This is a genomic window from Streptomyces sclerotialus (assembly GCF_040907265.1).
GTDB classification, from domain to species: Bacteria; Actinomycetota; Actinomycetes; order Streptomycetales; family Streptomycetaceae; genus Streptomyces; species Streptomyces sclerotialus.
Genome location: NZ_JBFOHP010000002.1, coordinates 712,347 through 729,663 on the forward strand (window position 1 = coordinate 712,347; position 17,317 = coordinate 729,663).

General features: G+C 72.0%; 15 protein-coding genes. 3 read left to right on the top strand and 12 right to left on the bottom strand.

Features of this window, described 5'->3' with window-relative positions:
- Positions 1–24: 24 nt before the first annotated feature.
- The 3 genes from AAC944_RS03310 to AAC944_RS03320 form a co-directional block, all read right to left on the bottom strand.
- Positions 25–675 carry a GntR family transcriptional regulator gene (locus AAC944_RS03310; RefSeq protein ID WP_030606765.1) on the bottom strand — a complete coding sequence of 217 codons (651 nt, stop codon included), beginning with the start codon at positions 673–675 and terminating at the stop codon, positions 25–27.
- A gap of 143 nt (positions 676–818) precedes the next feature.
- Positions 819–1,448, bottom strand: a complete 630-nt coding sequence (locus AAC944_RS03315; RefSeq protein ID WP_030606762.1) for a class I SAM-dependent methyltransferase — start codon at positions 1,446–1,448, stop codon at positions 819–821.
- Positions 1,449–1,501: 53 nt separating this feature from the next.
- On the bottom strand, positions 1,502–2,548 hold the full coding sequence (locus tag AAC944_RS03320; RefSeq protein WP_196942673.1) for an NAD(P)/FAD-dependent oxidoreductase: 1,047 nt from the start codon (positions 2,546–2,548) through the stop codon (positions 1,502–1,504).
- 56 nt (positions 2,549–2,604) lie between these two features.
- On the opposite strand from AAC944_RS03320, the gene AAC944_RS03325 reads away from it, so the two are divergent.
- Complete coding sequence (locus AAC944_RS03325) at positions 2,605–3,210, top strand: helix-turn-helix domain-containing protein (protein ID WP_030606756.1); 606 nt, start codon at positions 2,605–2,607, stop codon at positions 3,208–3,210.
- An 8-nt stretch (positions 3,211–3,218) separates the two neighbouring features.
- On the opposite strand, the gene AAC944_RS03330 is transcribed toward AAC944_RS03325, so the two are convergent.
- The 4 genes from AAC944_RS03330 to AAC944_RS03345 form a co-directional block, all read right to left on the bottom strand.
- Positions 3,219–3,551, bottom strand: coding sequence for a glyoxalase superfamily protein (locus AAC944_RS03330; RefSeq protein WP_030606753.1), 333 nt, complete (start codon positions 3,549–3,551; stop codon positions 3,219–3,221).
- A gap of 28 nt (positions 3,552–3,579) precedes the next feature.
- Positions 3,580–4,389: a thioesterase family protein gene (locus tag AAC944_RS03335; protein ID WP_030606751.1), complete on the bottom strand. Its 810-nt coding sequence runs from the start codon at positions 4,387–4,389 to the stop codon at positions 3,580–3,582.
- A gap of 112 nt (positions 4,390–4,501) precedes the next feature.
- Complete coding sequence (locus AAC944_RS03340; protein WP_030606748.1) at positions 4,502–6,961, bottom strand: glycoside hydrolase family 3 protein; 2,460 nt, start codon at positions 6,959–6,961, stop codon at positions 4,502–4,504.
- Positions 6,962–7,050: 89 nt separating this feature from the next.
- The gene (locus tag AAC944_RS03345; protein WP_051871254.1) at positions 7,051–8,175 is read right to left on the bottom strand and encodes an MFS transporter; all 1,125 of its coding nucleotides are present in this window, start codon (positions 8,173–8,175) and stop codon (positions 7,051–7,053) included.
- 320 nt (positions 8,176–8,495) lie between these two features.
- On the opposite strand from AAC944_RS03345, the gene AAC944_RS03350 reads away from it, so the two are divergent.
- Together AAC944_RS03350 and AAC944_RS03355 are read left to right on the top strand one after the other, a co-directional pair.
- Positions 8,496–9,104, top strand: a complete 609-nt coding sequence (locus AAC944_RS03350; protein WP_030606745.1) for a TetR/AcrR family transcriptional regulator — start codon at positions 8,496–8,498, stop codon at positions 9,102–9,104.
- Between the two features lie 192 nt (positions 9,105–9,296).
- A complete protein-coding gene (locus AAC944_RS03355) occupies positions 9,297–10,661 on the top strand; it encodes a glycoside hydrolase family 10 protein (RefSeq protein ID WP_030606742.1) in 1,365 nt (454 codons plus the stop codon).
- A gap of 86 nt (positions 10,662–10,747) precedes the next feature.
- On the opposite strand, the gene AAC944_RS03360 is transcribed toward AAC944_RS03355, so the two are convergent.
- The 5 genes from AAC944_RS03360 to AAC944_RS03380 all read right to left on the bottom strand — a co-directional run bounded on the left by AAC944_RS03360 (position 10,748) and on the right by AAC944_RS03380 (position 17,282).
- The gene (locus AAC944_RS03360) at positions 10,748–11,719 is read right to left on the bottom strand and encodes an acetylxylan esterase (protein WP_030606740.1); all 972 of its coding nucleotides are present in this window, start codon (positions 11,717–11,719) and stop codon (positions 10,748–10,750) included.
- An 82-nt stretch (positions 11,720–11,801) separates the two neighbouring features.
- A complete protein-coding gene (locus AAC944_RS03365) occupies positions 11,802–14,159 on the bottom strand; it encodes a beta-xylosidase/alpha-l-arabinosidase (protein WP_030606737.1) in 2,358 nt (785 codons plus the stop codon).
- Positions 14,160–14,236: 77 nt separating this feature from the next.
- A complete protein-coding gene (locus AAC944_RS03370; RefSeq protein ID WP_030606734.1) occupies positions 14,237–15,058 on the bottom strand; it encodes a carbohydrate ABC transporter permease in 822 nt (273 codons plus the stop codon).
- On the bottom strand, positions 15,055–15,942 hold the full coding sequence (locus AAC944_RS03375) for a carbohydrate ABC transporter permease (RefSeq protein ID WP_030606731.1): 888 nt from the start codon (positions 15,940–15,942) through the stop codon (positions 15,055–15,057). The genes AAC944_RS03370 and AAC944_RS03375 overlap by 4 nt, the downstream gene beginning before the upstream one ends.
- 32 nt (positions 15,943–15,974) lie before the next feature.
- Positions 15,975–17,282 carry an ABC transporter substrate-binding protein gene (locus tag AAC944_RS03380; RefSeq protein WP_030606728.1) on the bottom strand — a complete coding sequence of 436 codons (1,308 nt, stop codon included), beginning with the start codon at positions 17,280–17,282 and terminating at the stop codon, positions 15,975–15,977.
- Positions 17,283–17,317 lie beyond the last annotated feature (35 nt).

Sequence of the window (17,317 nt, forward strand, 5' to 3'; positions counted from 1 at the left end):
GTGCCGCTGCCCACCCCGGTGGCGTCACTGGCGCAAGGCTTCGATCACGCTCGCGAGGTGGGCGTGGACGGCCTCTTCGGCCGCCCGCGGGTCCCTGGCCCGGATCGCCTCGATCATGGCCAGGTGCTCACTCAGGGACTGCTGCGGCCGTCCGGGCCGCAGGGCGAGCTGGAAGCGGTGGCGCACGAGTTGTGCGTTGAGCCGTTCCAGCAGCTCCACGGCCACGTGCTGACCGGAGAACTCCTTGATCCGGTCGTGCAGTTGATGGTTCAGCTCCGAGTAGGTCACGGGCTCGCCGGCGGCGACGGCCTTGGACATCGCCTCGCCCAGCTCCGTGAGCTCCGCCAACTGCTCCTCGTTCGCCGCGACGGCCGCCTTGGCGGCGCACAGCCCTTCCAGGACCATGCGGCACTCGGTGATGGCCACCGCCTCCTCGACGGTCACCACCCGTACCCGCGATCCGCGGTTGCGGATGCGCTCGACCAGCCCTTCCGACGCCAGATCGATCAACGCAGCACGGATGCTGGCCCGTGTCACGCCGAACTGCTCGGCGAGCTCGTTCTCCACCAGCCGCTGCGCCGGCGCCATGTCCCCGCGTGCGATCGCCTGCCGCAGCTGCACGAGTGCGTGCTGCTTGGCCTGCTCTCCGGTGCCTGGACCGGCTTCGTTCGGCATCGTGCCCTCCCTGAGTGAGTGCCTGTCGAACGTAAATCTAGCCCACAGGATTGTCAACACTTTTGTTTTCCATATTGGCGACGAGAATCGCGGGTGCTGACAGGCGGGACAGGCGGCCTCAGGGAGGGCGGAGCCGACCTCGGTCAGGGCCGCTTGCGGGCCCGCAGGACGGTGTCCCGCAGGGTGACCTCCTGACCGCCGTGGCCGGTGGCCGTCCGGGTCCTGGCCTCGGAGGCGACGACGTCCCACCGGTCCGGATCCAGGGCCGCCGCGACCTCTTCGGCGGTGAAGTGCACCTCGCGCGGGGCGCCGTGCACTCCGGCGGTCCCGTGCCCCGACGGATGGTGGCCCACGACGAGCAGCGTGCCGCCCGGCGCGACCGCCTCGGCCAGCCGGCCGAACAGCGCCTCCCGTGACGCCGCCGGATGCACGTAGTGCGTGGAGACCAGGTCGTAGTGGTTCTCGGGCGGTGCCCAGGCGGTCAGGTCGGCCTCCACCCAGTCGATCCGGCCGGTCACGTCCGCGCCGGACGCCGCGGCCTGCTCCCGGGCGTGCTCCAGCGCGGCGGCGGAGATGTCCACCGCCGTCACCCGCCAGCCACGCGCGGCGAGCCAGACGGCGTCGGCCCCCTCGCCGCAGCCCGCGTCCAGTGCCGTACCGGGCGCGAGGTCCGCGGCCTCCGTCACCAGCTGGGGGTTGGGCTGCCGGATGCGGGCCATGGTGTGGCCGCGGTAGCGCTGCTCCCAGTAGTCCTTGCCGAATTCCTCGGTCATGGTGCTCGGTTCCTCTCCGTGTTCCACAGGGCGCGGTGTCACAGGCCGTGGCTTCACAGGCCGTGGCGGCGGTCGCCCGCGACCAGTTCGCCGACGCGCGCCTCGGACTCGGGCGAGAACGGGTCCCGGTACGCGGCGACCGCCCGCCGCGTCTCCTCGGCGATCAGGTCGGCGTTGATCTGTGCGGCGGCCGTGGCGCCCGCAGCGGCGGCGGTGCCGACCTGGGCCGTCGGATCGGTGACGTTCCCGGCGGCCCACACGCCGGGCACCTCGGTACGGCCGGCCGCGTCAGCGGGGAGGTGCTCACCGGCTCCCGAGGGGTGGACGGCGGGCCGCAGCCCGAGCCCCGCCAGGAAGCCGGCCCGTGCCGTGAACCGCGGCGCGACCGCCAGCGCCTCACGGGCGACCACCGTGCCGTCGCTCAGCCGCACCCCCACCAGACGGTCGCCGTCGATCTCCAGGCCCGCCACCTCGCCGTCCACCACCCGTACGCCGCGGGCGGCCAGCTGCTCCGCCTCCTCACCGGCCGGCGGCGCCATGGTGTGCGTGAAGAACGTGACGTCGTCGCTCCACTGCCGGAACATCAGCGCCTGGTGCACCGCCGGCGGCCCGGCGGCCAGTACGCCGATGGCCTGATCGCGGATCTCCCAGCCGTGGCAGTACGGGCAGTGCACGACCTCCCGGCCCCACCGCTCCCGCAGCCCCGGTACGTCCGGCAGCTCGTCGACCAGCCCGGTGGTCACCAGCAGCCGGCGCGCGCGCACCGTCCGGCCGTCGGCGAGCGTCACGGTCAGCCCCGCCGCGTCCCGGGCCGCCGCGGCGACCGCTCCGGTCACCACCTGGCCGCCGTACGCACGGACCTCCGCCCGGCCACGCTCCAGCAGCTCGGCCGGCGGCATCCCCTCCCTGGCCAGCAGGCCGTGCACACCGTCCGCCGGGGCGTTGCGCGGGGCACCCGCGTCGATCACCACCACCGACCGCCGCGCCCTGGCCAGCATCAACGCCCCGTTCAGCCCCGCGGCGCCGCCACCGACCACCACCACGTCGTAGCTGTCCCTCAATGCATCGGTCACCGTGACCACCTCCTTCACGACGACCATGCGGAACCACCGGCCATACCCGCAAACTTCTTTGCCGGTATGGCAAGCTTGCGGGTATGGACAACGACCTCGACCAAGCACTGGAAGCAGTCGGTCCCCGGCTCCGGGCGCTGCGCCGGCAGCGCGAGATCACGCTGGCCGACCTGTCGGAGACGACCGGCATCTCGGTGAGCACCCTGTCCCGGCTGGAGTCCGGCGCCCGCCGCCCCAACCTCGAACTGCTGCTGCCCCTGGCCAAGGCGCACGGCGTCACGCTCGACGAGCTCGTCGACGCCCCGCCGACCGGGGACCCGCGCATCCACCTGCGCCCGGTCACGCACCACGGCATGACCATGCTGCCCCTGACCCGCCGCGCGGGCGGCATCCAGGCGTACAAGCTCGTCATCCCGGCCGACAGCGCGCGCCGGGAGCCCGACCCGAAGACCCACGAGGGCTACGAGTGGCTCTACGTCCTCAACGGACGCCTGCGGGTCGTCCTCGGCGAGCACGACCTGGTGCTCGCGCCGGGTGAGGCGGCCGAGTTCGACACCCGCGTACCGCACTGGTTCGGCTCCGCCGACGAGGAGCCGGTCGAATTCCTCAGCCTCTTCGGCAAACAGGGCGAACGCGCCCACCTCCGCGCCCGCCCCAGGACGAAGAACTCCGCCGAGCCGTCCGACTAGGGCCCCCGTCAGTCCGTCGGCGTGCCCACCCGCAGGCGGTTGCCGTCGGGGTCGCGCAGTTCGATCTCGCGCGCCCACGGAGCGTCCGTCGGCTCGACGCCGAACGTGTCCGCGAGGGTGTCGACGTCACGGACGCGGAGGTACACCAGTGTGCCGGGACGGGCGTCGCCGGCGTGCTCCGACAGGAACAGCCGCACCTCGTTACGGGCCACTTCGACGAACGCGGGGAGGCCCGGTGCGAAACGGTGCTCCCACTGCTGGGTGAAGCCCAGGCGCGCGTACCAGGCGACCGCGGCAGCGGCGTCCGCGACGTGCAGGATCGGAATGACTTCCTCGGTCATGGGATCGCCCCCGCGGTCGTCCATGGGGTCAGTCCGCCGTGGGCTGCGGGCGGACGGTCAGGATCTGCTGGGCGTGTCCGACCGGTCCGGCCGTGTCGTGCAGGACGGTGCTGGTGATGCCCTGGCCGGTGGGGCCGAAGACGACGGTGGTGTCCAGGCCGGTCCAGCGGCCCTCGGGCTGCCGGTGGAGGTGGATGGTCAGGTCGACGTTGGGGAACATCCAGTCGGCGGGCGACTGCCGGACGGCGATGCCGTTGGCGGTGTCGACCAGTGCGACGAAGGACGCCAGGGGGCTCGCCGGCTCCCCGGCGACGAGGCCGACGCCCGTGGAGATCCAGGCGGTGGTGCGGCCGGGCCGGGGCTGCCCGACCGGCCGGACGTCCAGCGTGCCGATGTAGCCGCCGGGCCACACGTCGGCCATCCGCCAGGACGTCAGCTCCTCGGGCGGGGTGAGGCGGTCGTCCCCGCCGCCCGCGACGGCGGCGGTGTCCAGTGCGGCCAGCAGCCAGGCGCGGGCGCGGACCACCGGGCGGCCGGCTATGAGCACGGTGGCCTCGATGAGTTCGATGGTGCGGCCCGGCCGGACGGTCTCCACCCGGACCTCGCACTCGTCGGTGGCGAGCCGCCCGAGGATGTCGAAGCCGATCCGGCCGAGCACCATGCCCGTGTCGGGGCGCCCGGCCAGGTAACGGTCGACGGCGTGCACGATCAGGCCGCCGAGCGGGCTGAAGTGCTGCTCGTCGGGGTCCCAGGCGCCACCGACGTGCGGCGTGGGCTTGTACCGGTGCTCGTCGATGCGCTCGAAGTAGCTGTCCGGGGCCGGTGCGCCGGCGTTCATGGGGTCACTCCTCGGCGGGCGGGCGAAGATCGATTCGGCGTTGCCAAGGACAATGTAGACCGCGGTACCGACAGTGCCGCCCGCCGCCCTCGCGAGGGCGGCGGGCGGTGGGTCAGCCGCCGACCTGGACCCGGTTCCGCAGCCGTACGTCTTCCAGGGAACGGCCGGTCTCCGCGGTGTACGTGCCGGGGACCAGCCGCCAGCCGTGCGCCTGCTCGTCCCAGATCTCGGCGGCCCGGCGGGGCACGGCGATGCTCGCCTCGGCGGTCTCCCCGGGGGCCGCCTGCACGGTGGCGAAGCCCGCGAGGCGGCGGACCGGCCGTTCGGCCGTGTCGCCGTCCGGGACGGCGAGGTAGAGCTGGATCACCTCGCGGCCGGGGCGGTCGCCGGTGTTGCGTACCCGTACCGTGACCGTGCCCAGGTCAGCGCCGCCCGCAGCGGCTGCGTACGTGGCCGTCTCGTACTCCCAGTCGGTGTATCCGAGGCCGTGACCGAAGCAGTACGCGGGCTCGGCGCCCGCCTTCTGCCAGGCACGGTAACCGATGAAGACGCCCTCTTCGTACGGGAGTTCACCGTTGTCGGGGGTGACGCGGGTGACCGGCGCGTCGGCCAGGCGGGCCGGCCAGGTGGTGGGCAGCCGTCCGCCGGGCTCCGCCGCTCCGAGGAGGACGTCCGCGAGCGCCGCGCCGGCCTCCTGTCCGGGGAACCAGCTGAGCAGCACGGCGGCCACGTCGTTCCGCCACGGCAGCTCCACGGGGGAGCCGGAGTTGACGACCACGACGGTACGGGGGTTGGCGGCGGCCACCCGCCGGACCAGCTCGTCCTGGCGGCCGGGGAGCCGGAGGTCGGTACGGTCGAAGCCCTCGCTCTCGACCCGCTCGGTGGTGGCGACCACGACGACGGCCGTGCCGGCGGCGCGGGCGGCGGCCACGGCCTCCTCGATGAGCTCCTCGGCGTCACGCCGGGGCTCGCGGTGGGCCAGGGCGAACCCGACGGCCTGGACCGGCGCGCCGGACGTGTCGGGGACGGTGTGGCGGAGGCCGACCTCGACCGGCTCGCCCGCGGTGAGCTCCGCCCGGCCGCGCTCCACGGGCGCGCCGAAGAAGGCCTCGAACGGGTCGGCGTGGTCAGGCACCTCGGCACCGTCGAAGAGGACGCGGTCGCCGACGGTGAGCCGGAAGCCGCCGATGCCCTTGGTGCCGAAGCAGTGCGGTCCGCTCTCGCGCGGCGTGAAGGTGCCGGTGATCTCGACGGTGTGCAGCTCCTCGTGGGTGACGCCGGCCGGCAGGTCGTCGCCGTGCCACTGGACCGCGCCGTTGGGCAGCGAGGTCTCCCCCAGCACCCGGCCGGCCCGGTCCCGGCACACGGCACGCAGCGTGAAGCCGTGCCCCGCCGCGGCGAGTTCGTCGCTGGGGTCGGCGCCGACGCGGTACGTGAGGTCCCCCTCGGGGAGCGCGGCGCGCAGCCCGTCGAGCGGGGAGACGACGTGGTCGGGGAAGACCTGCGCGGAGCCGCCGCCGAGGACGCGGGCGTCGCGGGCCGCGGCGCCGATGAGGGCGACGGTGCCGACTGCCGACGGGTCGAGCGGCAGGGTGCGGTGCTCGTTCCGTACGAGGACGACGGCGCGGCGCGCGATCTCGCGGGCCAGCGCCGCGCCGTCGACCGGAGCGGGGAGGTCGGCGGGGGCGACGGCGGGCGGCGCGCCGTCGAGGACGCCGACACGGGCCGCGAGGCGCAGGACGTTGCGTACGGCGTCGTCGACGACGGACTCCGCGACCTCGCCCGCGCGGACGGCGGCGGCCAGCGCCGCGCCGTAGACGGTCCGCGGGCCGGGCATGGCGATGTCGAGGCCGCCCTCGATCGCGCCCTTGGTGGAGCGCGCTGCCATCCAGTCGGAGACGATGCAGCCGTCGAAGCCCCACTCGCCGCGCAGTACCTCGTTCTGGAGGTGGCGGTGTTCGGTCATGGTGGGGCCGTTGACGGAGTTGTAGGCGGCCATGACACCCCAGGGGCGGGCGTTCTTGACGATCGTCTCGAACGGCGCGAGGTAGAGCTCGCGCAGCGGCCGCGGGGCGACGGTGTTGTTGACGGTGAAGCGCTCGGTCTCGGCGTCGTTGGCGACGAAGTGCTTGACGGTGGTGCCGACGCCGCCCTCCTGCACTCCGGTGACGTATCCGGTGCCGATCGCGCCGGTGAGGTGCGGGTCCTCCGAGTAGCACTCGAAGTGGCGGCCGCCGAGCGGGGAGCGGTGCAGGTTGACGGTCGGGGCGAGCAGGACGTGTACGCCCTTGCGGCGGGCCTCCTGGGCGAGCAGGTGGCCGGTGCGGCGGGCCAGCGCCGGGTCCCAGGTGGCGGCCAGCGCGGTGGGGCTGGGCAGGGCGACGGAGGGATCGTCCGCGGTCCAGCGCACGCCCCGCACCCCGACCGGGCCGTCGGACATGACCAGGGACGCCAGGCCGATCTCGGGCAGCGCGGGCAGTGCCCACATGTTCCGGCCGGCCAGCAGCCGCGTCTTGGCGTCGAGGTCCAGCTTGCCGAGCGCGTCCTCGACGGTCGCGTCGTACGGGGTCATCGGTGACTCCTTCTTGGTGCGTGGGGGTGGCTTCTTGGTGCGTGGGGGTGGCGCGTCGGGCGCGGTGGCGTGGCCGGGGCCGGCGGGGCTCACCGGGTGCCCTTGATACGGGTGACCAGTACGGCTCCGGCGAGCGCGGCGGCCGCCGCGATGCCGAAGAGCAGGGGGTAGTTCCCTCCCCCGCCGAGCGCCAGGACGAACGGGGCGATCATCGGCATGAGCGACTGCGGGAGCGCGTTGGCGATGTTGACGATGCCGAGGTCCTTGGCGGGGTTGTCCGGGTCGGGCAGGACCTGGGTGATCAGCGCCATGTCGACGGCGTAGAAGAGTCCGCCGCCGACGCTCATGACGAGCTGGGCGACGACGATCCAGGTCAGGTCGGGGGCCAGGGCCAGCAGCGCGAGACCGGCGGCGACGACGAGGCCGGAGGCGACGACGAAGGGCTTGCGGCGGCCGGAACGGTCGGAGAGCCAGCCGCCGAGCGCTGCCATGACGGACTGGACGGCGTAGCCGGCGGCGACGAGCAGTGCGACGGTGCCGGCCGTGGCGGCGGGGCTCGCCCCCATCCGGAAGGGCAGGTAGTACGCCAGATAGGTCATCGGCGCGACCGCGCCGAACATGACGAGGAACTTGGTGAGCCAGGCCCAGCCGAAGTCCGGGCTGCGGCGCGGGTCGAAGACGAAGCTGCCGAGGAACTCCCGGACGGAGAACGGGCCGGGCGGCCCGGCCGGCGGCCGGTCGGCCAGCCGGAGGGCGAACCAGCCGACCAGCACGACGGTCAGGACGGCCGGCAGCAGGAACATCACCCGGGCGTCGGAGCTGAGCGCGGCGACCCCCGATCCGGCCAGTACGGCGGCGGTCATGCTGGTGCCGAGGGCGCCGGACGCGCTGCCGCGGGCGGCTTCGGGGACCTGGTCGGGGATGGTCGCCATGAGGGCCGCGTACACGGCGTTGAAGGAGGTCTGGACGAGGGCCCAGCCGGCGACGAGCGCGGGGACTGCGGGCACGAACGCGATCACCGTCAGACCCAGCAGGCCGCCGAGCACTCCCCCGACGAGCCAGGGGCGGCGCCGGCCGAAGCGGGAGCGGGTGCGGTCCGAGAGCCTGCCGAAGAGCGGGTTGGCGATCAGCGCCATGACGGCGCCGACGCCGAGCACCAGGCCCAGCACCGATTCCTTGTTCCGGGGCGCGACGTCCGCGACGCGCAGCGCCATGGTGACGATGACCGCGTCATCAGGGCGCTGTAGAGGCCGAAGTTGGCGAGACCGAGGCGGAGCACGAAGCCGCGCGGGGCGGTTCCCGCGGTGGCGGATCTTCGTGGGTGAGCGGGCGTTGCGGAAGCGGGGACGGCTGCCTGATCCACTGTCGTACCTCCTCGTTGAGGCGAACAAAGCGGCTCGAACAGGGAGGAAGAGGGGGCAGCTCCCTGCTGTTCGCAGCATCCTGTACCGGCCACTTGTTGAACGGTAGGCGTTGTTACCTCTTCGTTACCGCCGAAGATCCGGGGCGTTTCCGTTCGGTTAGGCTCGGCGCCGTGGGAGCGAACGGACGAGGGGTACAGCGCGGCAAGGGGCGGGCCGTGCGCGGCGAGGACCGCCGTGCGGAGCTCCTCCGGGCGGCGTTGGAGGTGATCGCCGAGCGCGGTTACCGGGGCGCCTCGCTCAGCGCGGTCGCCGAGCGCGTCGGCATCACCCAGCAGGGGCTGCTGCACTACTTCCCGACGAAGGAGGCGCTGCTCGTCGCCGTGCTGGAGGCGCGGGACGAGTGGGACATCAGCGGTGGCCCGCGGCCGGGCGGCGAGCCCTGGCCGCTGGACCTGTACGCCTCGCTGGTCGAGTACAACGCGATGCGGCCCGGCGTCGTCCAGACGTTCTCGGCCCTGCTCGGCGAGAGCGTCACCGGGGACCATCCGGCGCGGGAGTTCTTCGCCCACCGCTACGAGCTGGTGCGGCGGTCCGCCGCCGCCTCGCTGCGCGGCGAGTTCGGCGAACGGCTTCCGGGCGGGCTCACGCCGGAGGAGGCGGCGCCCCTCCTCATCGCGGTCATGGACGGCCTCCAGTACCAGTGGCTCCTGGACCCCGAAGCCGTCGACATGCCGGCCGCGTTCCGCGCGCTGCTCCGGGTACTGGGGCGAGCGGCGTAGGTTCGGCTCGAAACTCTTTCGACCATCCCTCGGGATTGTTTCGGCGGCACTCCATGCTCCAGGATCTGTTCAGGCCTCCGGCCGCCCGCCCTCCTTGCTTGTCAGGTGCATGCCCTCGGCATGCCCTGGACGGCAAGTGGGGCCGCATCGCCTCCGAAAGTTCTCGACCCCTCCTCGCCGAAAGAGGTAGTCATGAACAACAGAGCGGACACTAAAGACAGAGCCTCCGGCGCGGCCCGCCGGATCCTGGCCCTGGGTACGACGGGGCTCCTCACCGTGACGGGCGTCGTCGCACTCTCCGGCTCCGCGCAGGCCGCAAGCACCCTGGGTACGGCGGCAGCCGCCCAGGGCCGCTACTTCGGTGCGGCGGTGGCGGCGAACCACCTCGGTGAAGCGCCGTACGTCAGCACGCTGGACACCGAGTTCACCTCGGTGACACCGGAGAACGAGATGAAGTGGGACGCCGTCGAGAGCGCGCGGGGCTCCTTCACCTTCGACGCCGCGGACAGGATCGTCGGGCACGCCCAGAGCAAGGGCATGAAGGTCCGCGGTCACACCCTGGTCTGGCACTCCCAGCTGCCCGGCTGGGTGGGCGGTCTGTCCGCCACCGATCTGCGCACCGCCATGAACAACCACATCACCAAGGTCATGCAGCACTACAAGGGCAAGATCCACTCCTGGGACGTCGTCAACGAGGCGTTCCAGGACGGCAGCAGCGGGGCGCGGCGCAGTTCCCCCTTCCAGGACAAGCTGGGCAACGGCTTCATCGAGGAGGCGTTCCGCACCGCCCGGGCCGCCGATCCCGCGGCCAAGCTCTGCTACAACGACTACAACACCGACGGCGTCAACGCGAAGTCCAACGCCGTGTACGCCATGGTCAAGGACTTCAAGCAGCGCGGCGTCCCCATCGACTGCGTCGGGTTCCAGAGCCACTTCAACAGCAACTCCCCCGTGCCGGCCGACTACCGGCAGAACCTGCAGCGCTTCGCCGACCTGGGCGTCGACGTGCAGATCACCGAGCTGGACATCGAGGGCTCCGGTTCCGCGCAGGCCACCAGCTACGGCAACGTGGTCAAGGCGTGTCTGGCGGTGTCCCGCTGCACCGGCATCACCGTCTGGGGCATCCCGGACAAGTACTCGTGGCGCAGCAGTGGCACACCGCTGCTCTTCGACGACAACTACGGCAAGAAGCCGGCGTACTACGCGGTGCTGTCCGCGCTCGGCGGCACGAGCGGCGGCGGTGACGGCGCCCGTACCTGCACCGTCTCCTACGCGAAGCAGGAGCAGTGGGGCGACCGGTACAACGGCAAGGTGACCGTGACCGCCGGCCCGTCCGGGACCAGCGGCTGGAGCGTGCCGGTGACCGTCGCTTCCGGGCAGAAGATCTCCGCCACCTGGAACGGCACGCCCAGCTGGGACAGCACCGGAAACGTCATGACGATGAGGCCGAACGGCAACGGCAGCCTCGCCGCCGGTGCCTCGACCAGCTTCGGGTTCACCGTCATGACCAACGGCAACACCGCCCCGCCCACCGTCGGGGCGTGCACCGCCTCGTGACGTACACCGCGCCCGCCGTGGTGGCGCGGTGACCGGCCGGGCCCTGGTGCGCAGCGATCCCGCCGCCCACCGGGGCCCGGACCCGGTCACCCCGCCACTCGCAGGCGTGCGCGCAGGAACCGCAGCGCCGCCTCGTCGTCGTCGGCGGCGCCCCCTTCGTGGCCGTTGTACCGCCATACGTCGATCTCCTTGGGGCCGCCGTACTCGTGGTATGCGGCGAACACCGAGGAGGGCGGCACGATGTCGTCCATCAGGGCCACGGAGAAACGGGCCGGCACGCGTGCCCGGCGGGCGAAGTTGACCCCGTCGAAATAGGCGAGCGTACGGTGCACCTGCGCCTCGCGGTCGCGATGGACGGCCAAGTAGTCGGCTATCTCACGGAACGGGGCGCTGTCGGTGACGGTGACGGCGCGCGGGAAGTCGCACAGGAACGGCACATGAGCGACGACCGCGGCGATGTCGGGGACGAGGGCCGCGACGGCCAGCGCCACTCCCCCGCCCTGACTCCTCCCGAGCACGGCGATGCGTGCGGGGTCGACCGCGCGCAGGCCCCGCGCGGCGTCGACGGCGCGGACCGCGTCGGTGAACAGGCGCCGGTAGTAGTAGGTGTGCGGGTCCTCGATGCCGCGCGTCATCATCCCGGGCACCTGCGGGCCCGCGGCGCAGCTGTCCGGGGTGTCGCCGCGGGACCAGCCGGAGCCCTGGCCGCGGGTGTCCATGTGGAAGTGCGCGAACCCGGCACCGGCCCACAGCAGGTTCTCCAGGACGTGGCCGCGCCCGCCGCCGTACCCGACGTACTCGACGACGGTGGGCAGCGGCCCGCGCGCCCCGTGCGGCAGGCGCAGCCACCCCTTGACGGGCTCGCCGGCGTGGCCGGGGAAGGTGACGTCGTAGGTGTCGATGGCGGTCAGGCCCGTTTCGACCGCGCTCAGCGACGCCTCGGCGGGTTCAGCTCTCGCCTCGCCCAGGGTGGACTGCCAGAACGCTTCGAAGTCGGTGGGGTCGCGCTGGGCGCTGCGGTAGGTGCGCAGTTCCTTCTCGGGAAGATCGGTGTGCATTCGTCTCCTCGGTGGCACGGACACGTGCCCGGCCGCCGATCGGGTCGGCGACCGGGCACCTGACGATGCGTCGAAAGGGTCTCTACCGCTCCTGACGTTGCGTCACACGGAAGTCCGCGTGCAGCCGGCGCCGGTGGTCCACCGTGCGGACCGGCCCGGTGAGCGTGACCCGGGCGGTCAGCCGGGTATCCGTGCTGGAGGCGCTGAACCGCAGTTCCAGCTCGCCCGGTTCGACGACGCGGTGGCCGTCGCGGCCGGTGAAGGACGCGAGGTCGGCCGGGACGGTGACCCGCACCTCCGCCGCCTCGCCGGGCGCCAGGTCGAGGCGTACGTAACCGATGAGGCGCTGCACGGGCTGCACGACCGAGGCGACGGGGTCGTGCAGGTAGAGCTGGACGACCTCGGTGCCCCGGCGCGCCCCGGTGTTGCACACGGTGCAGGACAGCGCGAACTCCCCTCCGGTGTCAGCCTGTTCGTTCTCCACGGCGAGGCCTGACCAGTCGAAGGTGGTGTACGTCAGCCCGTGGCCGAAGCCGAAGGCGGGAGCCGGGTCGATGTTCGAGACCTCGGTGGCGTGCCCCAGGCGGGGGGCGAGGTAGGTGGACGGCTGCGCGCCGGTGAGCCGCGGCACGCTGACGGGGAGCCGACCCGTGGGGGCGACGCGTCCGCTGAGGACGGAGGCGAGGGCCACCGCCCCCTCCTCGCCGGGGAAGAACGTCTGGACGACGGCGGCGGCCTCGTCGGCGGCCCGGCCCAGGGCGTACGGCCGGCCGGCGAGCAGGGTGACGACGAGCGGGGTGCCGGCGTCCAGGAGCGTGTCGAGCAGCTGCTGCTGCACTCCGGGCAGGGCCAGGGAGCCGGTGTCGCAGCCTTCGCCGCTGGTCCCACGGCCGAAGAGCCCGGCCCGGTCGCCGAGTGCGGCGATCACCAGGTCGGCGTCGCGCGCCAGCCCGGCGGCCTCGGCGAAGCCGTCGGTGCCGCTGCCGTCGACGGTGGTACCGGACGCGGTGACGATCTCGCTGTCCGGGAACTCGGCGGCCAGCGCTTCGCGCAGGGTGGGCAGTTCGATGCCCGCGTGCACCTCCGGGTGCTGGCTGCCCACGTGCACGGGGAAGGAGTAGCAGCCGAGGACCGCCGTCGGCGTGTCGGCGTTGGGACCGATCAGCGCGATGCGCGCCGGGGCCCGGCCGGGCCCGAGGGGCAGCGTGCCGTCGTTGCGGAGCAGGACGACGGCCTGCTCCGCGACGCGGCGGGCCAGGTCGCGGTTGTCCGCCGTGTCGAGGTCGACCGTGCCGCGCAGGTTCGCCGCGTCCGTGTCGGTGTCCGCAGCCGTTCCGGTGAGGGCCGCCGGTGTCGGGTCCCAGTCGGCGTCCAGCAGTCCCAGCTGGACTTTCTGGATCAGGACCCGGCGCACGGCGCGGTCCACGGCCGCCTCGGGCACCAGTCCATGGGCGAGCGCTTCGCGCAGGGGCGCGCCGAACGCCTTCACCGTGGGGAGTTCCACGTCGACGCCCGCGGTGAGTGCGGCGGCCGCGGCCTCGCCGAGGCTCCCGGCGACACCGTGCAGGGTCTGGAGGAAGGCGATCCCGAAGTAGTCGGCGACGACCGTTCCCCCGAAGCCCCAGGTGTCGCGGAGCAGGCCGGTGAGCAGTGGTTCGTCGGCCGCGGACGGGATGCCGTCGGTGTCGGTGTAGGCGTGCATCACCGAGCGGACACCGCCCTCGCGCACCGCCATCTCGAAGGGGGGCAGGATGACGTCGGCGCGCTCCCGGGGGCCCATGCCGACGGGGGCCAGGTTGCGCCCCGCGCGGGAGGCGGAGTATCCGGCGAAGTGTTTGAGGGTGGCGACGACGCCGGCGGACTCCAGGCCGCGTACGTACGCCGTGCCGATGGTGCCGACGAGGTAGGGATCCTCGCCGATGGTCTCCTCGGCCCGGCCCCAGCGGGCGTCGCGTACGACGTCGAGTACCGGGGCGAGGCCCTGGTGGACGCCGACGGCACGCAGGTCGCGGCCGATCGCCGCAGCCATCTCCTGGATCAGCGCGGGGTGGAAGGTGGCGCCCCAGGAGAGGGGGACGGGGTAGGCGGTGGCGCCCCAGGCGGCGAAGCCCGCGAGGCACTCCTCGTGCGCCAGCGCGGGGATGCCGAAGCGGTTCGCGCCGGCGATCCTGCGCTGGGTACGGAGCAGCGACAGTGCGCCGAGGGCGGGGTCGACGGGGGTGGTGCCGAAGGGCCGGGTCAGCTGGCCGATGCCGTGGGGCAGCAGGTCGTCGAGGGGTACCGGCTCCTCCATGTCGTGCTGGTGCGGGGCGACTTCGGCGCCCTCGGCGGAGGCGCCGACCCAGACCCCGAAGAGCTGGGCGGTCTTCTCCTCCAGGGTCATCTCGGCGAGCAGGGCGTCGGCCCGCTCCTCCGGGTCGCGGGCCGGGTCCCGCCACAGCGGGACCCGGGTCTCTTCGGTTCGCCGGGGCTGTTCGGTCTGTTCGGTGCGTTCGGCGTGTACGGACACGTGGCCGGTCACTTTCCTCCGACGCCCATCAGCCCCTGGACCAGGGCGCGACGGGCGAACAGATAGACGAGCAGGATGGGGAGCATGGACAGGACGACCGCGGCGAGCAGACCCGGGATGTCGACCCCGTGCTCGGTCTGGAAGTCGTAGAGGCCCATGGTGATGACCTTGGTGTCGGCGGACTGCGTGAGCACCAGGGGGAAGAGGAATCCGTTCCATGCCTGCAGGGCGGAGAAGACGATGATCGTGGAGAGGCCGCTGCGGGAGAGCGGCAGGACCAGTTGGAAGAAGACGCGACGGGAGGAGGCGCCGTCCATCGTCATCGCCTCGTACAGCTCCGGTGTGATGTCCCGCATCACGCCGCTGAGGATCAGGGCGCACACCGGCATGGCGAAGGCGGCGGTAGGCAGGATGACACCGATGAGGTTGTCGTAGAGCCCGGCCTCGCTCATGACGTAGAACATGGGCACGATGACGGCCTGGGAGGGGATGGCGAGGCCGAGCAGGAACAGCCGGAAGACCGTGTGCGTCAGCCTGCTGCGGCTGCGCACGATGGCGTACGACAGCGGCGGTACGAGGAGTACGACGATGCCCACGACGCACACGGTGACGAGGGCCGTGTTGAGGAAGTACTGTCCGAATCCGCTCTGGAAGTCCTTGACGTAGTTGTCGAGCGTGAAGGTCTTCGGCAGGGCCAGCGGTCCGTTCGCCCCGTAGTCGGCCCGCGACTGGAACGTGGCGACCAGCATCGCGTACAGCGGCAGTCCGACCAGGAAGAGCCAGACCAGCGAGCCGAAGCCGGCGAGGTAGTTGGGGCGGCGCTTGCTCACAGGCCCTCCATCGTGCTGCGCATCCTGTCGTAGCCCGAGAGGCGCACCACGATCAGCGAGATGACCGTGGCGACCAGGACGAGCAGCACGCCGATCGCCGAGGCCGTCCCGTAGTCGAAGTTCTTGAACGCCTTTTGGTACATGTAGAAGGCGCTGATGGTGGTGTCGGTGCCGGGGCCGCCCTGCGTGAGGATGAGGACGGTGTCGAAGGTCGTCAGGCCGCCCACCACCATCAGGATGGTGGAGGTGATGATGCTGTTGCGCAGCTGCGGCAGGGTGATGTGGAAGAACTGCCGGACCCTGCCGGCGCCGTCGATCTGCGCCGCCTGGTAGAGGACGCGGGGCACCGCGCGGGCCGCGCCCTGGTAGATCAGCGTGTGCAGCGGCGTGAACTGCCAGGCGCTCACGAAGACGAGGACGCCGATGGCGCTGCTCTGTACGCCGAAGAGGTTGCCGTCGCCGAACAGCCACTCGGCGTGTGCGGGCACACCGAAGTTGGGGTCGAGGACGGCGCGCCACAGCACGGACACGGCCGCCGCCGACAGCAGCAGCGGGACGAAGTAGATGGCGGAGAGGACGGCCCGGTTGCGCTGGTGGCCCGCCGCCCAGACGCCGAGCAGGATGCTCAGCGGCGTCTGGACGGCGACGCCGAGACCGGTGAGCAGGACGCTCAGCCAGAGACTCTTCAGCATCACGGGGTCGTCGAACAGCTTGCTCCAGTTGTCGAGCCCGGTGAACCGCGGGGCGCTCAGCCCGTCCCAGTGGGTGAAGGAGAGCACGGCGACCAGCACGAGCGGGAGGAGCGCGAAGAGGCCGAAGAAGACGGCGGCGGGTGCCGCCCAGGCGAAGCCCGGCCGGCTGACGCCGGTGGCGGTGGGGGTCATGAGAGGGGTTCCAAGTCGGGTGGTCGGCGCGGTCACGACGTGGGCAGGGCCTGCATGGCCTTGATGAACCCGTCCTCGTCGAGCCCGCCGTTGAGGAACTGCTGGACGGCCTGGTGCATGCCGACCGTTGCCGTCTGCGGGTACGCCTGGTCCCAGGAGAGCTGGAAAGCGGGCGCCTTCTCGACCTTGTCGTACTGGTAGCGGGCGAAGTCCGGATCGGCGGCGGTGTCGAGGAACTTGTCGGTGGTCGTGGTGGTGGGCAGGTTGCCGATGCCGAGCTGGGCCTTGACGAACTCGTCCGAGTACTGGAGCTTCAGGAACTCCGCGACCGCCTCCGGGTGCTTGGTCTTCTTCAGCACCGAGTAGAAGTTGTTGGTGTTGCCGACGAGGTTGTCCGGATCACCCTTGCCGCCGTCGACCGACGGGAAGGTGCTGTAACCGAGGTCGTGTGCGGCGAAGTCCGGGTGGCTGTCCTGCTGGGTGGAGTACTCCCAGGAGCCCATCAGCTCGAAGCCGGCCTTCCCCGTGGCCAGGAGGGTGGGCGAGCCCTGGTCGGTGAACTTCACCGAGTCGTAGTTGGTGCCGAAGGCGCCGGCGTCCGCCAGGCTCTTGAGCATGCCGAGGGCCTTCCTGCTGTCGGCGCTCGCCCAGGCGTCCTTGTCCCCGGCCAGCGCCTTCTGGAACAGCCCGGGCCCGGCCACCCGGTCGTAGAGGTACTCGAACCACATGAGCGTGGGCCACTTGTCGCCGCCGCCCAGGGCGATCGGCGTGACGCCCTCCGCCTTGAGCTTCCGGACCGCCGCCAGCAGGTCGTCCCAGGTTCTGGGCGGCTCGATGCCGGCTTCCTCGAGCACCTTCTTGTTGTGGAACAACAGGACGGGCTGGGTGCCGCGCATGGGGACGCCGTACGGCTTCCCGTTCACCTCCGCGCTCTTGAACACCGAGGGCAGGAACTTGTCCTTCAGGCCCGGGTCCTTGGCGATGAAGTCGTCCAGTGGCATGAGGAGCCCGGCGTCGACGAACGGCTTGATGCTGCCGCCGCCCCAGTTGAAGAAGACGTCGGGAGCCTGCTCGCTGTTGATGATGGTCTGCAGCTTGGCCTGGTAGTCCGCGCCCGGAATGGTGTCCAGGACGGCCTTCACCTTCGATGTCTTGTTGAAGGTGGCGATGATCCGCTTCTCCACCTTGTTCGCGCTGTCGCCGTAGACCAGGACGTGGATCTTGCCGTCGTCCCCGCCTGCCCGGCCGGTGTCCCCGCCGCATGCCGACAGGGTGAGCGTCAGGGTCAGAACCGCTCCGCCGACAACGGCCTTCCGCAGGAACCGTGCACGTGGTCTCATCGCCCCCACCTTTCGAAATGTTTCGACGTTATTTC